At 41.9% G+C, this 19,816-nt stretch carries 17 protein-coding genes and 1 pseudogene; 15 read left to right on the top strand and 3 right to left on the bottom strand.

From position 1 onward, the window contains the following. Nucleotides 1–4,301, top strand: a 4,301-nt coding sequence (locus tag HUS62_RS21000; RefSeq protein ID WP_175081031.1) for an Ig-like domain-containing protein, incomplete at its 5' end; no start/stop codon positions are given. A gap of 158 nt (nt 4,302–4,459) precedes the next feature. On the opposite strand, the gene flgN is transcribed toward HUS62_RS21000, so the two are convergent. From flgN to flgA, 3 genes are all read right to left on the bottom strand, one after another. Beyond that, nucleotides 4,460–4,891: a flagellar protein FlgN gene (gene flgN, locus HUS62_RS21005; protein ID WP_175081032.1), complete on the bottom strand. Its 432-nt coding sequence runs from the start codon at nt 4,889–4,891 to the stop codon at nt 4,460–4,462. After that, nucleotides 4,884–5,204, bottom strand: a complete 321-nt coding sequence (gene flgM, locus HUS62_RS21010; protein WP_175081033.1) for a flagellar biosynthesis anti-sigma factor FlgM — start codon at nt 5,202–5,204, stop codon at nt 4,884–4,886. Before flgM ends, flgN begins: the two co-directional genes overlap by 8 nt. 78 nt (nt 5,205–5,282) lie before the next feature. Beyond that, the gene (gene flgA, locus HUS62_RS21015) at nt 5,283–5,987 is read right to left on the bottom strand and encodes a flagellar basal body P-ring formation chaperone FlgA (protein ID WP_175081034.1); all 705 of its coding nucleotides are present in this window, start codon (nt 5,985–5,987) and stop codon (nt 5,283–5,285) included. A 142-nt stretch (nt 5,988–6,129) separates the two neighbouring features. Between flgA and HUS62_RS21020 the strand changes: the two genes are divergently transcribed. The 14 genes and pseudogenes from HUS62_RS21020 to HUS62_RS21085 form a co-directional block, all read left to right on the top strand. Continuing rightward, nucleotides 6,130–7,062 (top strand): chemotaxis protein, encoded by a 933-nt coding sequence (locus HUS62_RS21020; RefSeq protein WP_175081035.1) that lies wholly within the window; start codon nt 6,130–6,132, stop codon nt 7,060–7,062. Nucleotides 7,063–7,083: 21 nt separating this feature from the next. Then, on the top strand, nt 7,084–7,914 hold the full coding sequence (locus tag HUS62_RS21025) for a protein-glutamate O-methyltransferase CheR (protein WP_054562221.1): 831 nt from the start codon (nt 7,084–7,086) through the stop codon (nt 7,912–7,914). A gap of 135 nt (nt 7,915–8,049) precedes the next feature. Continuing rightward, nucleotides 8,050–8,460, top strand: a complete 411-nt coding sequence (flgB, locus tag HUS62_RS21030; protein ID WP_130052111.1) for a flagellar basal body rod protein FlgB — start codon at nt 8,050–8,052, stop codon at nt 8,458–8,460. Between the two features lie 2 nt (nt 8,461–8,462). Then, nucleotides 8,463–8,894 (top strand): flagellar basal body rod protein FlgC, encoded by a 432-nt coding sequence (gene flgC / locus HUS62_RS21035; protein WP_058586423.1) that lies wholly within the window; start codon nt 8,463–8,465, stop codon nt 8,892–8,894. Between the two features lie 13 nt (nt 8,895–8,907). After that, entirely contained in the window at nt 8,908–9,591 is a 684-nt protein-coding gene (locus HUS62_RS21040; RefSeq protein WP_175081036.1) for a flagellar hook assembly protein FlgD, read from the top strand. 51 nt (nt 9,592–9,642) lie between these two features. After that, on the top strand, nt 9,643–10,968 hold the full coding sequence (flgE, locus tag HUS62_RS21045) for a flagellar hook protein FlgE (protein WP_175081037.1): 1,326 nt from the start codon (nt 9,643–9,645) through the stop codon (nt 10,966–10,968). Nucleotides 10,969–11,128: 160 nt separating this feature from the next. Next, nucleotides 11,129–11,893, top strand: coding sequence for a flagellar basal body rod protein FlgF (locus tag HUS62_RS21050; protein WP_175081038.1), 765 nt, complete (start codon nt 11,129–11,131; stop codon nt 11,891–11,893). A gap of 21 nt (nt 11,894–11,914) precedes the next feature. Then, nucleotides 11,915–12,703 carry a flagellar basal-body rod protein FlgG gene (gene flgG, locus HUS62_RS21055; RefSeq protein WP_054553306.1) on the top strand — a complete coding sequence of 263 codons (789 nt, stop codon included), beginning with the start codon at nt 11,915–11,917 and terminating at the stop codon, nt 12,701–12,703. A 15-nt stretch (nt 12,704–12,718) separates the two neighbouring features. Continuing rightward, a complete protein-coding gene (gene flgH / locus HUS62_RS21060; RefSeq protein WP_175081039.1) occupies nt 12,719–13,402 on the top strand; it encodes a flagellar basal body L-ring protein FlgH in 684 nt (227 codons plus the stop codon). A 12-nt stretch (nt 13,403–13,414) separates the two neighbouring features. Beyond that, on the top strand, nt 13,415–14,509 hold the full coding sequence (locus HUS62_RS21065) for a flagellar basal body P-ring protein FlgI (protein ID WP_054553304.1): 1,095 nt from the start codon (nt 13,415–13,417) through the stop codon (nt 14,507–14,509). A 193-nt stretch (nt 14,510–14,702) separates the two neighbouring features. Then, on the top strand, nt 14,703–15,671 hold the full coding sequence (gene flgJ, locus HUS62_RS21070; protein WP_175081040.1) for a flagellar assembly peptidoglycan hydrolase FlgJ: 969 nt from the start codon (nt 14,703–14,705) through the stop codon (nt 15,669–15,671). Between the two features lie 13 nt (nt 15,672–15,684). Beyond that, nucleotides 15,685–17,709 (top strand): flagellar hook-associated protein FlgK, encoded by a 2,025-nt coding sequence (gene flgK / locus HUS62_RS21075; RefSeq protein WP_175081041.1) that lies wholly within the window; start codon nt 15,685–15,687, stop codon nt 17,707–17,709. 2 nt (nt 17,710–17,711) lie between these two features. Continuing rightward, nucleotides 17,712–18,968: a flagellar hook-associated protein FlgL gene (flgL, locus tag HUS62_RS21080; protein WP_175081042.1), complete on the top strand. Its 1,257-nt coding sequence runs from the start codon at nt 17,712–17,714 to the stop codon at nt 18,966–18,968. Between the two features lie 231 nt (nt 18,969–19,199). Further along, nucleotides 19,200–19,816, top strand: a pseudogene (locus HUS62_RS21085) (flagellin); the annotation flags it as partial.

The raw sequence follows: 19,816 nt of genomic DNA on the forward strand, positions 1-19,816 counted from the left end.
CGGGTAACGAAGGTAGCGATACAGAAACAGGCACCATCGATGTGACGGCACCAACGATGACCATCGATGCGCCAGCGCTGACCAACGACAATACGCCGACGGTCACCGGTACCTCAGACTTAGCTAATACCTCACTTGCAGTGACCTTTACAGATGCCAATGGCACCAGTCATACCGTGACGGTCACTACCGATGCTTCAGGTAATTGGAGTGCCGAAGCAGGGCAAGCTTTAGCCGATGGCAACTACACAGTGAGTGCAAGCATCAGCGATGCAGCAGGTAACAGTAGCAGTGCAAGCGACAGTGGTGAAGTAGATACAGTTGCACCAGATATACGTATTTTACCGTCATTCTTATTAGGGAACTTGGTGGGGTTATCAGGCACCTCTGACTTACCAGAAGGAAGTGTGATTACGATTACAGAGCATCTAGTTGATGGTTTAATTGGAGCTACTTACACAGCGACCACCGATGCCAATGGGAATTGGACGGTTGCAGGCATTACAGTCCCTTTGCTTGACTTGGCTTATGTTACAGCAAGTGCTACAGACGAAGCTGGTAATACTGCAACAGTGAGTACTCTTGATTTTGATAATGTAGCACCAGAGTTAACGGTTTCTGTTGCTGCACTTACCAACGACACAACACCAACTATCTCGGGTACAACTGATATGGGTCAAGGAACCGTTATTAATGTGACTGTTCAAGACGCTAATGGAGATTCGCAAAGCTTTACTGCAACTGTGCAAAGCGATCAAACTTGGTCTGTTGATGTACCCGCAGAACTTGCTGATGGCACATTCACAGTAACAGCATCGGTTCGAGACCAAGTGGGTAATTTAACGACTGAACAAACAACAGGTGTACTTGATAGTATAGCGCCAACTTTAAGTGTAAATGCTATTGGTGGCACAGCTGAAGCTCGACCAACTATCTCGGGTAGTAGTAATGAAATAGGTGGTTTAGTTGTAGTCGAAATAGCAGGTCAAACTTTGACCACAACAGTTGATACAGATGGGACATGGCAGCTTGTAGTGCCTGTTGATATAGCTGATGGCAGTTACACTATTGAGGCCAGCATAACGGATGATGCAAACAACACGCAAACTGCAACAGCGCCAATAACAGTTGATACAATTACTCCTGTGGTGGCGATAGATACATTGGGTATTGGTAACGCGAGCTCACCAGTTATTTCTGGTACATCAACAGAAGCGCCGGGGACACAAGTAACAGTCACGGTTACAGACAGTAACAATGATACTCAAACACTTATTACAACAGTGTTAGGGGATGGAGCATGGCAAGTTACACCTGCGTCATTACCTGATGGAAACTATGCAGTAACAGCTTCTATTACGGATGTTGCAGGTAATATTGGTAGTGATACAGAATCAGGCTCTATCGATACAATCTCACCTTCGTTGAGCATCAATAGTTTAGGAACGACCAATGATTCGACTCCTACAATTAGTGGTACAAGCGATGAACCTGCAGGTAGTATAGTTTCTCTAAGTGTTTCTAATGATGGAAATACTTATTCATTATCAGCGACAGTGCAAGTTGATGGTACGTGGTCTGTTGACGTGGTTACGCCACTTAACGATGGTCCAGTTACTATCACAGCAAGCATCACCGATGCTGCAAATAACACGACGACTGCCACAGACAATGCAACATTAGATACTAATGCACCAACAGTATCCATTAGCACATTGGCAATCACAAATGATACAACGCCAATTATTTCAGGCGCTAGTGATGCCGAAGATGGCACACTGGTTACTATAAATGTTGAAGATGCACTTGGTAATATACAAACAGTCACTACAACGGTAACAGCTGGTATTTGGAGCGTTGAGCTTGGTACTGTGCTCAGTGAGGGAGAGTACACTGTAAACGCAAGTGTAACTGAAAATGGCTTAACTGGCACGGCGTCAAAGGTTGGTGAAATAGATCTCACTGCGCCATCAATTCAGATTAATTCACCAGCAATTACAAATGATACAACACCAACAATTAGTGGTACCAGTGATGCTCCTCAAGGCACAATTGTCACGTTAGTCGTGTCTGATAGCTTAGGTAATGATGTTACTGCTTCTGCTATCGTTAATGCATCAGGCAATTGGTCTGTGGCATTGCCTTCACCGTTAGCTGAGGGAGCGTTCACGGTTGAAGCTACTATCTCTGATGCCGCTGGTAATACTGCAACGGCCTCGGATACTGGCCTAATAGATATCACTGCACCTGATGTTTTTATAGACACGATTGCTGTTGCAACTGATTTAACTCCAGTCGCTTCGGGTAGTGCAACAGGGGCCGTAGCTGGTAATCGAGTGGTTGTAACCTTCGTTGATGCTGCAGGCACTAGTCATAGCGTCGAAACAACGCTTGATTCAAGTCTTAATTGGCAAGTTGAAGCAACGCAAGCGCTTGCAGAAGGACAGTACACAGTGACCGCTGTTGTTACTGATACAGCGGGTAATGATGGCTCGGCAAGTACAACTTCTACTGTTGATACTACGGCACCTATTGTGAGTATTGATCAAAGCAGTTTAACACTTACTAATGACTCAACCCCAGTCGTTAGTGGTACATCTGATGCAGCTAATACCACAATTACTGTTACCTTTACTGCAGCCGGTGGGGCACAGCATAGTGTTACAACGACCACCGATGCGAATGGTGATTGGCAAGCAGCGGCAGATCAAGTGTTGGCTGACGGTGTTTACTCTGTCACTGCAAGTATCACGGATGCTGCGGGTAATACTGGAACAGACAGTAAAACAGGTGGTGAGGTTGATACTGTAGCCCCAGATCTCAGCATTGTGCCATCATTCCTATTAGGTCAGTTGGTCTCTTTATCTGGTACATCTGATTTACCTGAAGGCAGTGTTATTACCATTACTAATTATCTAGTCGATGGTACTGCAGGGGTGCCATATACTGTGACTGTCGATGCGAATGGTGATTGGCAAGTATTGAACTTGTCGGTGCCATTGTTGAACTTGGCTTATGTCGAAGCAACGGCATCAGATGCCGCAGGAAATACAACCACCATTAGCACTGAAACTTTCGACAACTCTGCTCCTGAGTTGACTTTAGATGTGCCAGCTCTTTCTGCAGATACAACTCCGTTGATAAGCGGTACAAGTAATGTGGGCACAGGGCAAACCGTGACGCTTATTGTGCAAGGTGCTGATGGTGCTTCACAAACGGTAACGACCTTAGTGAATAGCGATGGCACTTGGTCAGTGGAAGTGTTGTCTGAACTTGTTGATGGCACCTATACGGTTACGGCAAGTGTCACAGATGCTGAAGACCGCACTACAGAGCAAACAGCCTCAGGTATTATTGATAATGGCTTGACTATAACCATTGATGATGGCTTGCAGCTAACTAATGATGATACTCCACTCGTTACGGGCAAATCAATTGCACCAAATAGTGAAATAGAAGTTGTGTTTGATAATGGCACAACTCAACAAACGAAAACGGTTACATCATTAAGTGATGGCACATGGAGTGTGACACCAGACAACGCGTTAGTGGATGGTACTTACACTGTCACAGCGACTATTGTTAGTACTGGTGAAACGACAGGTGCAATTTCAGGACTAGAAATTGATACGATTCCACCGACACTTGAGAATATAGATGTTAACTCTTTGTTAGGGTTAGGACTTGTAATTACAGGTTTTGACGGCACAACAGACGCTGAAGATGGCGCAATAGTGCAACTTGATAACGCCCTAGCTCTAGGAATTACTTTATTAAGCGAAGGTGGAGCGGTTGTGCAAAACGGTGAATGGTCTATTGATATTGTTGACGTTAATTTGGCGGATTTATTGGGGCTTGGCTTGGACGATGCACGCTTTAGCATTACAGACTCTTTGGGTAATGTACGCGTTGTTGACAGAAATGGTAATGATATTGAAATCAATGGAGAGCCCGCAAGCACTGGCGGTGCAACTCCTGAAGAAATGGCCATAGGAGCTGACAGCATTGAGGCTGACGAGCAAACTGCTGAAAGTATTGATCTTAGTCTTGTTCTATTAGATACAAGTCCAGAACCAACCTCAAGCGGCGGGATTGCTCCCCTTGACGTGACTATCGATGATGTTTTAAGTGACTCGGAACAAACTGAGGTACTGGCACTGAATATAGATAGCGAACAGCAAAGTTTAGCTTTTGATCCAAATAGCTCAACAAGTTCACAACCTGCAAGTGATATCCAGAGTGAATCAGAGGACATGATCAAGAAGCTAATAGAAGATGGAAATAAACCTGTTGATATTTAATCTATATAAGAAAAGCGCTGAAATGCGCTTTTCTTACAATACTTTGCTTAATAGGGGGTTGTTGCCGATTGCTTTTGACACATGTAACTCTGCAAGCATTAAAAAGGCGCGATAACTAACTTAGTTATCGCGCCTTTTTAATGCAATAATATTTAAGTTTAGGCTTTCAAATTGTGAACGATTTTCTTATCGCCTTGAATAACGCTGCCGCCTTGGTCATAGGTCATCGATGATGGTGCGCCAATTAAAATATCTTTAAGTTGCTTAACACTTAACTGTGCTTGATGGGCCGCGTGAGCGTTTACATCGTTTTTCTTTTTGCAGCTTGCTAGGAGAGTGTTTACTTGCTTAATAAGTGCACTTACTTCGTCATCTTGCGATTCGTTATGCGCAACAAGCTTTTGCACTTCTTTATCAATGGTTTGAATTTGTTGGAGCAAAGAGATTTTTTGTTGGGCAATATTCTTTAATCCATCGCCACGCTTTGCAGCAATGGCTGTCAACTCATCATCTAACAGCGCAGCAATAGACTCCAAGCACGAAACTTGTTGTGTTAGTTTGCTGGCAATTAAATGATTATGATCAGCCATAGACATCAAACTCGAATGAAGCAATGTTCTTTGCTAATTTGTCAGCATCAATTTGGTATTTACCTTCACTGATTGCTTTTTTCAGCTCAGCTACTTTATTGCTATCAAAGCCAGATGATTGCTCTGCTTTTTCTTGCATAGATTTTAGCTGTCTAGCTTGCGGAGTTAAGCTCACAGAATCTTCACTAGCTTTTGGTGCGGCCGATTTTGCAGCGGCTGCATTAGCATTATCTTTTTGTAAATCAAGCTTTTTTTGCTTGGTATTTGTCAACACAGAAGGCTGTTGTTGACCATTAGTGACATTGCTTACCATAATTTTGACCTATACATTACCCGACATATACCTTTATATCGGCGGGCACAGCGGATACTTTAGCATAAATATAAAAAATTAAATATTTACTTGTACAGACTCGACCCCGTCCACACGTGCATTTAATACTTTACCTGATTTTTTGTTTTTTACACGTACTAATTCGTCTAACGTGCCATCCTCTAAAGCAATTCCGGTGGTTTTAATTCTTAATCCGCGTAACGAAGCAAAAATAGTGACGTTATCGCCTTTACAAACCATACACACTTGGCTCATTACAACCGGACTACCATCACGCAAGTTACGCTTGCTGCGACTGCCAATAAGTATAGCCTCATCTTGTACGTATTGCGTTCTAACAAATTGCTTTGGCTTCATTTCGAGGCGTAAATGTTCAGGGCGAATGACCTCTCCACGGGCTAAATTAGTGGTAACAACAACCACAGGTTCGAGCTCAATAATGCGCACGTGAACGTATTGGGTCCAACTATTTAAATCTTGGCACTTAAGTTGTACAGTTACCTGCCGATTAAAAGGAGGCTCAGTTGGTAACTCTTTGTTAATTGGTGACTCACATAACCTCTCAGGAATGCGACTATCTAATGGTAAAGCACTAATTTGAGGTGTGGTGTCCAGATCAGGGAGCTGCTCGCTAACAAAATCGATGGCGATTTGTTGAAGTTGCTCGGTATTATAAACTTCTGCCTGTAGTTGTGTTGTAAACAACAGGCTAGTAAGAAAATAAAAAACACTGTATCTTCGGCTTTTTTTTAACAAACTCATATTGTTTCGACTATGCTTATGGTTGAAAACAAGGTATAAATATTTTGCGTCAAAAAACAGACGCATTGTAACCTTATGTAGCTTTAACACAAAGAAGGCAATTATTGTTCCAGCTCTGATTGTTTATCTTTAGGAGATTGAAATGGCAGGCATTTTAGACTCAGTTAACCAGCGTACTCAGTTGGTTGGGCAAAACCGCCTTGAATTACTATTATTCAAACTCAGAGGGCGACAACGCTTTGGTATAAACGTGTTTAAAGTAAGAGAGGTTCTGCAATGTCCACCACTTACTAACATGCCTAAATCAAATGCGTACATTCGCGGTGTTGCGCATATCCGTGGTCAAACTATCTCTGTTATTGATTTATCGATGGCTGTCGGTGGCCCTGCAATTGAAAATCTCAAAGACAGTTTTATCATCATTGCTGAGTACAACCGCTCGGTACAAGGGTTTTTAGTTGGCGGTGTTGAACGTATCGTTAACATGAACTGGGAAAAAATAATGCCGCCGCCTTCGGGAGCCGGACGTTATTCTTACCTAACTGCGGTCACTGAAATTGAAAACGAATTAGTTGAAATTCTCGATGTAGAGAAAATATTAAACGAAATTTGCCCAGTTAACACTGAAGTAAGCGCTGAAGTGGTTGGTGAAGGCGAAATTCAGCGTGATTTAGGTGAGCGTATTGTCTTTATTGCTGATGACTCTGCAGTAGCTCGAAACCAAGTTAAGCGTGCACTTGAACCTCTTGGTGTGCAAACTGAACTAGCTAAAAACGGTAAAGAAGCACTTATACGTTTAAGAGAGATTGCTCAGCTCGATTGTCAAAATGATATTACTGAACGTGTTGGCCTATTAATATCTGATGTAGAAATGCCAGAAATGGATGGTTATACCTTAACCGCTGAAATTAAGGCTGATCCAAAATTATCACCTTTGCATGTGATCTTGCATACCTCTTTAAGTGGGGTGTTTAACCAAGCAATGATCGAAAAAGTGGGTGCTGATGATTTTATTGCAAAATTTAACCCAGATGAATTAGCGACAGCTGTGAAGAAGTGGGTTCATTGTGATTAATTATTTATAGGTGGTATTACTTTGGAAAATAAGCATTTACAACAAAGCGAATACGATCAATTCCGCTCTTTTTTAGAGCAACAATGCGGCATTGTGCTTGGCGATAATAAACTTTATTTAGTTAAAAGCCGCCTTGCGCCGCTTATGGCGCGTTTTAATGTTGAGTCTTTATCACAGTTGGTAAGTAAAACACTAAGCCCTCATGAGAGGCAGCTTCGTGCCGCTGTCGTTGATGCGATGACAACCAATGAAACGCTTTGGTTTCGTGACCAGTACCCGTTTGAGTTATTAAAAACGAAACTATTTCCTGAGCTTAAAGATGTGCGTAGACCACTAAAAATATGGTCAGCGGCAAGTTCATCAGGACAAGAGCCGTACTCAATTGCCATGTCGGTTGCCGAGTTCCAATCTAAAAACCCAGGCGTATTAAAGATGGGTGCGCAAATTATTGGCACTGATATCTCTAATACCATGCTTGATATGTGCAAGAATGCTGAGTATGACTCACTAGCCCTTGCTCGTGGCTTGTCGATGGAGCGTCGTCAAAAGTTCTTCAAAGACAGCGGTAATGGAATGGCTCAGGTAGTTGACCCTATACGTAAAATGGTCAGCTTTAGACATTTAAACTTACTCGATTCATATGCCCTAATGGGCAAGTTTGACATCATATTTTGCCGTAATGTGTTGATTTATTTCTCACCAGAAGTAAAAGCTAAAATCATTTCGCAATTTGCTCAAGCTTTAAACCCGAAAGGTTACCTGTTTTTAGGTGCGTCAGAATCAATGGCGGGCTTAAGTGATAGCTTTGATATGGTTCGTTGTAACCCGGGTATCATCTATCAGAAAAAGTAAACTCTCCTTAGCAATCTAGTTCTTAGGTTGCTAAATTTGCCTATTTTTCAGTCTCTTATATAAATTAAATTACTCCTAAATTTTTGGCTTAGCTTTTGCATTAACCACTACAGAGTCAATTTTTTGGAGATGGTTATGGCTATCAGTTTTGATAAAGCATTTGGTGTTCATCCTCATGCGATGTTGATCCGTTCACAACGCGCTGAGTTATTAGCGACAAATATCGCTAATGCTGATACGCCGGGCTACAAAGCGAAAGATATCGATTTTGCCTCGGCATTAAAAGCGGCAAAAAGCAACCAACAAGGCGGCAACAGCATGGTAAGAACCGATGCTAAACATATTGCCGGTGGCAGTCGTTTTGTTGGTAATGCAGAAATGTTTCGTACGCCAAATCAAGCAGATACAGGTGATGGTAACTCAGTCGATATACAAGTGGAACGAAACTTGTATGTACAGAACTCATTAGAGTATCAGGCAAGCCTGCAATTTATGAGTAGTAAAATTAAAGGCCTTAAAAAAGCCCTCGGTAGTCAAGGAGCTTAATCATGAGTTTGTATAATGTTTTTGATATTTCAGCAACCGGTATGAGTGCGCAAAATGTTCGCTTAAATACCACAGCCAGTAATATCTCGAATGCGAATACGATTAGTTCTAGCCAAGATCAGACATACCGAGCGCGCCATCCTGTTTTTGCTGCAGAGTTGACTAAAGCGTCATCATCACAAAGCAATCCTCAGGGCTCTTCTGTTGGCGTTAAAGTATTAGGTGTTGTAGAGAGCGATAAACCTCTACAAATTGAATATAACCCGAACCACCCAAGTGCGGATGAAAATGGTTATATCTACAAACCTAACGTTAATGTTGTAGAAGAAATGGCAAATATGATTTCTGCCTCTCGCTCTTACCAAACAAATGTGCAAGTTGCTGATGCAGCTAAGCAAATGTTAAGTAAAACACTGTTGCTTGGGCAGCGGTAACCGAGGATAAGTTATGAGTAACGACATCAGCTCTGCATCATCATCCTATTTGGATAGTTTGCGTTGGAATCAAAGTAATACGCAAACAACTGAAGAAGACAACAACACGCTCTCTCAGGAAGATTTCTTTTCGTTGTTAACACAGCAGTTGTCGTTCCAGGATCCGAGTAATCCTGCTGATAACGACCAAATGATTGCGCAGATGACGAACTTTACTATGGCAGAGGGTATTTCAAACTTAAACGAAAAGTTTGATTCACTAAGTGCATCAATGACATCAAATTCTGCGTTACAGGCTTCGACTCTTGTCGGTAAGCAAGCGTTACTTGAGTCTGACACCATTGATTTTGATGGTGAGAATCTCGCGAAAGGGTCGGTGGTTGCTGAGACAGCTGTAGAGTCTTTAACGCTTAGAATAACGGATTCATCAGGCCAGTTAGTTCGTACTATTGAATTAGGTTCTCAGTCAGCGGGTGCACTGCGTTTTGAGTGGGATGGCAAAGATAACGATGGCAATGTGCTCCCTGAAGGTGAGTATGACATCAGTGCTGAAGGCTTTGTAAATGGAGACTACAGCAGTATGCCAATGGCGACCTTTAAGAATATTGAAAGTGTCAATATTAATGGCGCAAGCGGCATTATCGTAAATACAAAAGAGGGTGCGGTTAGGCTAACTGATATAGCTGAAATCGCATAAGTAAAAAAGGTTTGGGTTAGCTTAGGCTAAGAGATAGGTTAGAGGTGAGTTATGAGCTTCAATATTGCATTAACAGGCTTAGCAGCCGCGCAAAAAGATTTAGACGTTACAGCAAATAACATTGCGAACGTGAATACTACGGGATTTAAAGAGTCTCGTGCTGAGTTTGCTGATGTGTACGCATCATCAGTATTTAGTTCTGGTAAAACAAAAAATGGTGACGGTGTAAGAACATCCACTGTTGCACAACAGTTTCATCAAGGCTCACTTTCATTTACTAATAACTCGCTTGATTTAGCAATCACAGGCGAGGGGTATTTTGCAATGAGCTCAGATTTAAGCTCTCAAGAGCACACCTATACAAGAGCTGGAGCATTTAAACTTAACAAAGATAATTTTATCGTTGATGCAAGTGGTAACTACTTACAAGGTTTCCCTGTCGATGAATCGACTGGTGATACCACTTCTGTTAGCTTAAGTACGTCTTCTGCGCTACAAATTCCTGATGCCTCAGGTTCACCAAGAGCTACTGAGAATGTATATTCATCTTTTAATTTAGATTCTCGTGCAGATGTTCCAACAGGAGCTTTTGATCCAACAGATAGTACGACTTATAACTCATCGACTTCAACGACTGTATATGATTCGTTAGGTGAGCCGCATGTTTTACAATTTTTCTTTCGTAAAATTGCTGATAATACATGGGAAGTGCATGGTACATTAGATAGCCAGGCTATAGACGGTGATCCTGCAAATGCCGGTGTTAATGACCCACTAAGCACATTTGGCTTTGATGCCAACGGATTGCCAGCAACTACTGATGGAGCGGCAAATGCAGGTAACACATTTGATGATGTTGTTTTAGCAAGTGCAGAGATATCTGGCTTGTTGAGCAATGGCGCTAGTTTCCCTTCGGATGTAGAGATTAACTGGCGCGATGAAGCAGCTACAACCAATAAAAGACCAACTCAATATGCAAGTAACTTTGAAGTGAAAGCACTTGAGCAAGATGGTGCGACTGTAGGTCGCCTATCAGGTATCGATATTGGTACTGATGGTAAAATTGTTGCGTCATACAGTAATGGTGATACCTCATTCCTAGGTCAAGTTGCGATGGTACGTTTTTCGAACTCACAGGGTTTACAACAAGTGGGTGATACAGCCTGGAAGAAGAGCCTTACATCAGGTGAACCAATCGCCGGTGAACCAGGTTCAGGTACCTTAGGTTCAATTAACTCATCAGCGCTTGAGCAGTCAAACGTTAACCTAACAACTGAACTGGTTGATTTGATCAGTGCTCAGCGTAACTTCCAAGCAAATTCACGTGCGCTTGAGGTTAACTCAACACTACAACAAAACATCCTGCAGATCCGTTAATTTTAACGGCTCTAAGCTTAATCCGACACGAAGGCTGCTCCCTCTATTGGCAGCCTTTTTTCATTCTTATTATTCATTTTTCTCTTCTATTTTAGCGTCAATTTTACTTTGGCACTTTTATTGCATTTCATAGTTATCGTATTTTTAGTGAGTCAATGTTATGGACAAAATGGTCTACATTGCCATGTCGGGTGCTAAGCAAAGTTTGCGAGGTCTTGAGTTAACATCAAATAACCTTGCTAATGCTAACACCACTGGCTTTAAAGCTGATTTTGCACAAGCTCGCTCTATGCAAGCCTTCGGTGAAGGTCTGCCATCTAGGGTGTTTGCAATGCAAGAACGCCCTGGATCTAATATGGAATCGGGTGGTTTTGTTGAAACTGGCCGCGAGCTTGATATCGCGATGAGTGACCGTGGTTGGTTGAGTGTACAAGATGCATCAGGCAATGAGGCGTACACTAAAACAGGCACATTAAACATTACTCCAGATGGCGCGTTGATCACCAGCCACGGCCGTCAAGTAATTGGCGAAGGTGGTCCAATCATTTTGCCATTACCTATCGAGAAAGTTGAGTTTAGTGAAGACGGTGCTATTCAGGTTCGCCCACAAGGTGCGCCTGCTAACTTTTTGGAAGTGGTTGATCGCTTAAAAGTGATTGAAGCTGATAACACGCAACTTGAAAAAGGTAACGACGGTTTATTTCGACCAAAAGAAGATATGTTGGTCAATGACATTTGTGGTTTTTGTGATATTTCGCCAAACGTAAAAGTACTGTCGGGAACGCTCGAAATGTCGAACGTAAACCCAGTGCATGAAATGGTCGACATGATCAGCAATCAACGCCAATTTGAATTACAAGTTAAATTGATGAAAACAGCGGAAGAAATTGATGAGCGTCAAGATCAGCTGTTACGCATTGTTTAAGATGACTGAGAGGGTAGAGTTATGAATCCTGCATTATGGATCAGTAAAACTGGGCTTGACGCCCAACAAACCGATATTTCGGTGATCTCAAATAATCTCGCGAATGCCAGCACGGTCGGTTACAAAAAAAGCCGCGCCGTATTTGAAGATTTACTATATCAAAACATCAACCAACCAGGTGGTCGTTCGTCACAAGACACTGAAATGCCATCAGGCTTAATGCTTGGTGCCGGTGCCAAAGTGGTTGCTAACCAAAAGAACTTTTCACAAGGTAACATGCTTACCACAGAAAATTCATTGGACTGGATGATCTCAGGTCCTGGTTTTTTTGAAGTGCAATTGCCAGATGGCAACATTGCCTATTCACGTAATGGTCAATTCACCACTGACGAAGATGGCCGCATTGTGACCTCGGGCGCGGGTTTTCCATTACAGCCGGAAATGAACGTACCAGACGATGCACAATCAATTACTGTTTCGCAAGACGGTGAAGTGTCGGTACGTATTTCAGGGCAAGCAGAGAACGTGGTAATCGGTCAGCTAACAATTAGTGACTTTATTAATCCATCAGGTCTTGAGCCTATGGGGCAAAACTTATACACAGAAACCGCGGTGAGTGGTGCGCCTGTGCAAGGTAACCCAGGTATCGATGGTTTAGGTACTGTGGTTCAAGGTTCACTAGAAACGTCTAATGTGAATGTAACAGAAGAGCTGGTTAACTTGATCGAAACACAACGAATTTATGAAATGAATTCAAAAGTGATTTCAGCGGTTGACGAAATGCTTAGTTACATCAATCAACAGCTTTAATGGCTAGGAGGCAGCATGCGTAATATTATCTTAGTCACATCGGCAGCATTAATGCTGGGTGGTTGTATGACAACGCAAAATCATCATGTGGTTCAGGATGACCCTTACTATGCGCCTATGTATCCGGAGCCAACAACAGAGCCAATGGTGCCAACAGGTTCGTTGTTTGATAGTTATTCAGCAGATGACTTGTACTCAGATAAAAAGGCATTGCGCGCTGGTGATATCATTACGGTTAAATTGCAAGAATCAACGCAAGCCACCAAAGCGGCTAAAACCGAAACCGATAAAGAAACGGACGCTAGTTTAGATCCTGTTATTGGCCTTGGCGGCAATCCAGTTAACATTGGCGGTGATAGCATTCAGTTTGGTATTGGTTCAGGGTCATCGTTTAAAGGTGATTCAAAGTCTAACCAATCAAATAGCTTATTTGGTGATATTTCTGTCAATGTGATGCGTGTTTTACCTAATGGAAACTTGGTTATTCGCGGTGAAAAATGGCTTACTTTGAATACCGGTGAAGAATTTATTCGCCTTGAAGGCTTAGTTCGTCCCGAAGATGTTCAAGCAGATAACACGGTCACATCAAACCGTATTGCTAATGCGCGAATTCAATACTCAGGTAAAGGGCAAATTCAAGAAACGCAAAGTGCAGGTTGGCTGTCTCGTTTCTTTAGTAGTTCGCTTTTCCCATTTTAGAGGAATAAAGTCATGAATGGGTTTAAATACATCATCGCTCTTTGCTTAATTAGCCTGCAGTTTTCTGCACAGGCTGAGCGAGTCAAAGATGTATCCATGGTTGAGGGCGTGCGCTCAAATCAATTAGTGGGTTATGGTTTGGTTGTTGGTTTGCCCGGCACAGGTGAACAAAGCCGATTTACTCAACAAAGCTTTAAAGCCATGCTGAATGGTTTTGGTATCACTTTACCTGACAGCTTAAAACCTAAGATTAAAAATGTTGCAGCTGTGGCTGTGCATGCAGAGTTACCGGCATTCAGAAAACCCGGTCAAACCATCGATATTACCGTGTCGTCTATCGGTAGTGCGGGTAGTTTACGTGGCGGTACCTTATTACAAACCTTCTTAAAAGGGGTTGACGGCAATACCTATGCGATTGCACAAGGCAGCTTAGTCGTTGGTGGTCTAGGTGCTGAAGGGGCAGACGGTAGCCGTGTAATTATTAACACGCCAACAGTGGGTCGCATCCCGAACGGTGCCATTGTAGAGCGTGCTATTAAGAGCCCGTTTATGCAAGGTGACTACATTACCTTTAATTTAAATCGTCCTGATTTCACTACGGCTAAACGTTTAGAGCAAACGATTAATGATTTAGTAGGTCCTGACAGCGCTCAGGCAATCGATGCAGCGTCAGTACGCGTGTTAGCACCGCGTGATGCTTCTCAACGTGTTGCTTATTTGTCTACACTTGAAAACTTAGAGTTTAAGCCAGCAGACACAGCAGCAAAAATTATTGTTAACTCGCGCACAGGCACAATTGTGATTGGCAAAAACGTGAAGCTACAGCCTGCGGCTATTACTCATGGTGGTTTAACGGTCACCATTGCTGAGCAGCAAAATGTGTCACAGCCAAATGCTTTAAGTGATGGTGAAACTACCGTTACCAATCAAAGTATTATTGATGTGAACGAAGATGATTCACGTGCTTTTGTATTTAATCCAGGTGTTAATCTTGATGATCTCGTGCGTGCAATCAATGAAGTTGGGGCTGCACCGGGTGATTTAATGGCAATCCTTGAAGCTTTAAAAGAAGCGGGGGCGATAAACGGGCAACTGGTTATCATTTAGATTAAAACGCGCTTTCGAGCGCGTTTTTTGTTTCTATAACTTTTAATCCTTCAGTGTATAAACATCAGTCAAAATCTTGGCTCTGAAGTTACTCCATTCCTGTATCAGTTATTAGCCATTTATTTATAAAGTTGTTTGTTGGCGCAATTTTTGCATTTTAAAATTCATTATTAACTATTGTGTCAAAAAGCTGATGGATACTAATCATCTCGACAAGCAAAACTTTTTTGATTTAGGCAACTTAGACTCATTACGTCAAAATGCCTTAAAAAGTGATGCCTCTAGCGATGCGTCAAAAGAGGCGCTGAAAAAAGCGGCGGCACAATTTGAATCTATCTTCACTCAGATGCTGCTTAAAAGTATGCGTAAGGCAAATGAAGCGTTTGAAGATAAAGACAGCCCATTTAACTCAAGTGGCGTTAAGTTTTTTGAAGAGATGCATGACCAACAAATGTCGGTTGAGCTTTCATCAAATGGCTCGCTAGGTCTAGCTGACTTGATTGTTCAGCAGCTCTCGCCAGACGGTAAACAGTTTACACCAGGCTCTGTACTTAGAACGACGGCTGACTTTGCTAGTGATAAACGCGCAAGCGGTGCTGTTGATAGCACTACTGAGGCTAAGGCTAAACCACAAGCTGTCGAGGATACATCAGCGAACGAGCAATCAGAAAACCGCTTTGAAGATGCTGAGTCTTTCATTAGCTCTGTTTGGGAGCACGCTAAAAATGCGGCTGAGAAAATTGGCTTAAATCCAGCTGTGATGGTTGCTCAAGCAGCCCTTGAAACAGGCTGGGGAAAACACATCATCAGCAAAGCTGATGGTACAAGCAGTAACAACTTATTCAATATTAAATCGGATAGGAGCTGGCAAGGTGATAAAGCAAGCAAAGTCACGCTTGAGTTTGAACAAGGTGTGCCAGTTAAAAAGCAAGCAAGTTTTCGCTCTTATCAATCGATTAAAGACAGTGTGAACGACTTTGTGGATTTTTTAAATGAAAACCCACGTTATCAAGAAGCACTTAATAATACCGCAGAGCCTGCAGCCTTTTTAGATTCGTTACAAAAAGCAGGTTATGCAACTGATCCAAATTATGCCGATAAAATTAAGCAGGTATTGAAGCGTGTTGAGCTTCAAAGCGTCGCTGCTTCATTGGTACGTTAAGGAGTAGACACTCATGTCATTTAACTTATATGACATAGCAAATGCAGGTATCAGAGCTAACTCTGAGCTTTTGCAAACCACCAGTAAAAACATCGCCAACGTTAATACCGAGGGCTATGTGCGTGAGCGTACTGAATTCTCAACCATGATCGATAACCAAGTTGGTCGTGGTGAAACCTACCGCTTACTGAATGAATTTGCGCAAAAGCAACTAAACCGAGATACCTCTAGTAAAACTTTTTTTGATCAATTCGTCACAGAAGCGAGTCGAGTTGATAGCTTGTTTTCAGAAGAATCAAACAGCTTATCAACCAGTATCAACTCGTTTTTTAACAACGTACAAGAAAGTTTAAACCAGCCTTCATCATCTGTAGCACGGTCATTGGTTATGACTGATGCACAAAGTCTAATTGACCAAATGGAGCGTTTATCAGGCATTGTTGCAGATCAACAAACCGTAGTTAATGATCAATTAGAGATTTTCTCTGAAGAAGCAAACGACCTTATTCAAACTATCAGTGAATTAAATACTAAAATAGCGTCAGTAGATGGCACCTCACAAGAATCAGGATCTAGCTCGCTTTATAATGAACGGGATAAAGCAATTCGTGATTTATCTGAGCTAATCGATATTGAAACAGTTGATGGGCCCAATGGTTCTAAACAAGTATATATGGGAACAGGCCAAGCTTTAGTAATGCAGGATGGAGCTTTTAACCTGTTTTCTTTGACGGGTGATCCTGATCCTAACTTTAAAGAATTACACTTAGATACTAATGACGGTAAAGCTATTTCGCTAGAATTAGATACAGATAAGTTAAAAGGCAAAATTGGTGGCTTACTGGCATTTCGTGACGATATTTTAGTGCCAGCGCAAAACCAACTTGGTCAAATGGGCTTAGCGTTGGCCGATGCTTTTAATCAGCAAAATCATTTAGGTATGGATGGCGATGGCAATTTAGGTGGGGATATATTTAAAATTCCTACCGTTGATGCATTTGCTTATCAGGCTAATACTGGTAATTCGAGTATGACTGCAACGGTTGAGCCGGGGCAAGGCAGTAATTTGCCGGCCAGTGATTTTATTGTGAAATACAGTGATACTAATGAAGTTGAAATTTACCCTGTTGATAATAAAGGCGAGACGATTAAGGATGCCAACGGCGATGAAATTTTTACTACAGCAGTCGTTGACCCAGCCACAGGTAAAGTCAACTCATTAAACAACTCAGGTTTAGATTTGTTTGGTTTAGAAATTACCCTCGATATGACTAACCCGCCAAGTGTTGATGACCAATTTATGGTTAAACTCAACTCTCAAGCATCAACAAGCTTAGAGCTTGCAACAAATCGTCCAGAAGATATCGCACTCGCTTCACCTATTCGTACTGCAAACGATATTAACAATACAGGTACTGCCAGTATTTCAGCAGGAACAGTGTTAGATGTTGGTGCCTTTTCAACCGATCCTATCAACTTACCAAATGGTGAAATAACCGTTCAAAAAACAGCCGAACCTGATGTGTACACGGTTACTGATGGAGTTAATACCTCAAGCTTTACTGGCACACCACCATTAAATAATGTTCTTCAAGCTGCTGGCGGTGGATTTCAAGATTATGGTTTTGACTTTAACATTGAAGGAACGCCGGCACTGGGCGATACGTTCACTATTGAAGCGAACGAAGGAGGCTTTGATGATAACCGTAACGGACAGTTTTTAGCAGATATTCAAAACGATAATATCGTTAGACAAAACGTTTCAGGTAATTCAACGAATAATCATAAAACTCTAAATCAAGCATACACAGGTTTAGTATCAGATATTGGTGTAGTTACTTCGCAGGCACAAACAAGTCAACAGGCGTTTAGCGCATTAGCAGATCAGTCAGAGGCTTGGTATGAGTCACTATCAGGTGTAAACCTTGATGAAGAAGCGGCAAACTTACTGCGCTTTCAACAGTCGTATGCAGCATCAGCGCAAGTACTTGCCACTGCTCGTTCAATATTCGACACCTTACTTAATTCGGCGAGGTAATTATGCGTTTATCAAATAATTTAATGTATCAAAATAGCGTTAATAAAATTCTTGAAGGCCAGCAAGGTGTTGCTAATGCCCAAGAGCGTGTAACAACGGGTAAAAAGTATTTATCGACCTCTGAAAGCCCGTCGGCTTATTCACAAGCGGCTTTATATACCAATAAAATCCAAACCAATGAGCAGTATACTAAAAATATTAATCAGTTGAATGGACGGCTAGAAACAGAAGAAAGCATCTTACAAAGTATCAACACCACCATTCAGGCAGCCCAAGAGCTGGCAATTAGAGCGGGTAGTGGTGCCATGAGTGATGATGATTTAAAATCTATTGCGAGTGAATTAAGCGAGCTGCAAAAAAGCCTAGTGAGCTTAATGAATAGTCAGTCAGAAGACGGTAAATATATATTTTCTGGCTATCAAGATACAACTCAAACATATAGCTTTAACTCAAATACAGGTCAATACGATTATCAAGGCGACCAAGGCCAGCATTCAGTCACTATTGCACAAGGTGTTAATGTGAAATCGAGCGATAATGGCTTTAGTGCTTTTGAAAATGTAAATGCGCGTTTAAATGTTGTTGATAACGAAGGCACTGTGACGGGAAGTATTACTGCACAAAGTACTGTGTATGTAAAAAACCAAGCTGATTTTGATAAGTTCCACAAAGCAAATTTTGATTTAGATCCCACGGCGACTGCTGCAGATAACTCTTTTCAGGTTGAGCTTGTCGCCGGCGTTAACCCGGGTGATCCTGATACCTATGTTATTAATGATGGTTACGGTAACCCCGTTACACCGGCTGTCACTGGTGAATTTACAGGGGAGCCTATTGAATATGCAGGCATGGAGTTTAAGCTTGAAGGCACTGCACCAGGGACATTCGAGTTTGAACTAGAAGCCCCACATAAAGAAAATGTACTCAATACTATGCAAAACTTAATCACCAGTTTAAATAGTAGTTTAGCAGGTGATGAGCTTAATGATGCACTGGCAGACGGCTTAGACCAATTACAAAGCGCCAGCGAACAAGTGGTATTTATACAAGCAAGTCTAGGTGCTCGAATGAATTTGGTTGAAAGTGTCACAGATTCAAATAGCGCGATAGATATTAACAATAAATCGAGTAAATCAAATTTGGTTGAAGTTGATATGGCCGAAGCAATTAGTGACTTAACAAGACATGAAACCGCATTACAGGCCTCTCAAGCAACCTTTGGTCGTTTAGCAAATTTAACGCTTTTTGATTATTTATAATTAAACCCATACGGTAAAAGTTTGCCTTTATACCGGGCCAGTGGCAAAAAATTGTCACTGGCCTTTTTATTTCTTACATTTACAAAATAGAAGTTTTAAAATTTGTTTTAAAACAATGGGTTGAGGTTTGCTTTTAAGCTGGCACATTTCCTGCTGATAATTCTACACAAAGCGCGTGGTTCCTCACAAGTTCATTGGACCACAGCCTAATTAAAACTAGGAGATGGTAAAATGGCATTAACAGTCAATACTAATGTGTCGTCACTTAACGCACAGCGTAATTTAACTAAATCGAGCGATGGTCTTGCAACCTCAATGGAGCGTTTAGCATCAGGCATGCGTATTAATAGCGCAAAAGACGATGCAGCGGGCCTACAAATTTCTAACCGTTTAACCTCACAAATAAATGGTTTAGCGGTGGCACAGCGTAACGCGAATGATGGTATTTCTATGGCGCAAACCGCCGAAGGGGCGATGCAAGAGTCTACCAATATCTTACAGCGTATGCGTGAGCTTGCATTGCAATCGGCGAATGGTTCTAATTCATACGAAGACAGAACTGCTCTACAAAAAGAAGTAACAGCACTGCAAACTGAGTTAACACGAATTGCAGAAACAACGTCATTTGGTGGTCAGCAATTATTAGACGGCTCTTATGGCACAAAAGCTTTTCAAGTGGGTGCAAATGCTAATGAAATAATTAATGTTTCATTATCAAGTGTTGCAGCTGATGATATAGGCACAAAGCAAATTAATCTTCAGTCAGCAGATGGTTTTGGTCAGGCACTAACTGCATCAGGTGATACTGCTGGTGCAAACCCAATTGCAAATACTATGACTTACACTAT

This window comes from Pseudoalteromonas sp. 0303 (assembly GCF_013349995.1).
In the GTDB taxonomy this organism is placed as follows: Bacteria; Pseudomonadota; Gammaproteobacteria; order Enterobacterales; family Alteromonadaceae; genus Pseudoalteromonas.

Coding starts and splice junctions, on each gene's coding strand:
- flgN (WP_175081032.1), bottom strand. CDS start 4,891: ATGGCTGATCATAATCATTTAATTGCCAGCAAACTAACACAACAAGTT.
- flgM (WP_175081033.1), bottom strand. CDS start 5,204: ATGGTAAGCAATGTCACTAATGGTCAACAACAGCCTTCTGTGTTGACA.
- flgA (WP_175081034.1), bottom strand. CDS start 5,987: ATGAGTTTGTTAAAAAAAAGCCGAAGATACAGTGTTTTTTATTTTCTT.
- HUS62_RS21020 (WP_175081035.1), top strand. CDS start 6,130: ATGGCAGGCATTTTAGACTCAGTTAACCAGCGTACTCAGTTGGTTGGG.
- flgB (WP_130052111.1), top strand. CDS start 8,050: ATGGCTATCAGTTTTGATAAAGCATTTGGTGTTCATCCTCATGCGATG.
- flgC (WP_058586423.1), top strand. CDS start 8,463: ATGAGTTTGTATAATGTTTTTGATATTTCAGCAACCGGTATGAGTGCG.
- HUS62_RS21040 (WP_175081036.1), top strand. CDS start 8,908: ATGAGTAACGACATCAGCTCTGCATCATCATCCTATTTGGATAGTTTG.
- flgE (WP_175081037.1), top strand. CDS start 9,643: ATGAGCTTCAATATTGCATTAACAGGCTTAGCAGCCGCGCAAAAAGAT.
- HUS62_RS21050 (WP_175081038.1), top strand. CDS start 11,129: ATGGACAAAATGGTCTACATTGCCATGTCGGGTGCTAAGCAAAGTTTG.
- flgG (WP_054553306.1), top strand. CDS start 11,915: ATGAATCCTGCATTATGGATCAGTAAAACTGGGCTTGACGCCCAACAA.
- flgH (WP_175081039.1), top strand. CDS start 12,719: ATGCGTAATATTATCTTAGTCACATCGGCAGCATTAATGCTGGGTGGT.
- HUS62_RS21065 (WP_054553304.1), top strand. CDS start 13,415: ATGAATGGGTTTAAATACATCATCGCTCTTTGCTTAATTAGCCTGCAG.
- flgJ (WP_175081040.1), top strand. CDS start 14,703: ATGGATACTAATCATCTCGACAAGCAAAACTTTTTTGATTTAGGCAAC.
- flgK (WP_175081041.1), top strand. CDS start 15,685: ATGTCATTTAACTTATATGACATAGCAAATGCAGGTATCAGAGCTAAC.
- flgL (WP_175081042.1), top strand. CDS start 17,712: ATGCGTTTATCAAATAATTTAATGTATCAAAATAGCGTTAATAAAATT.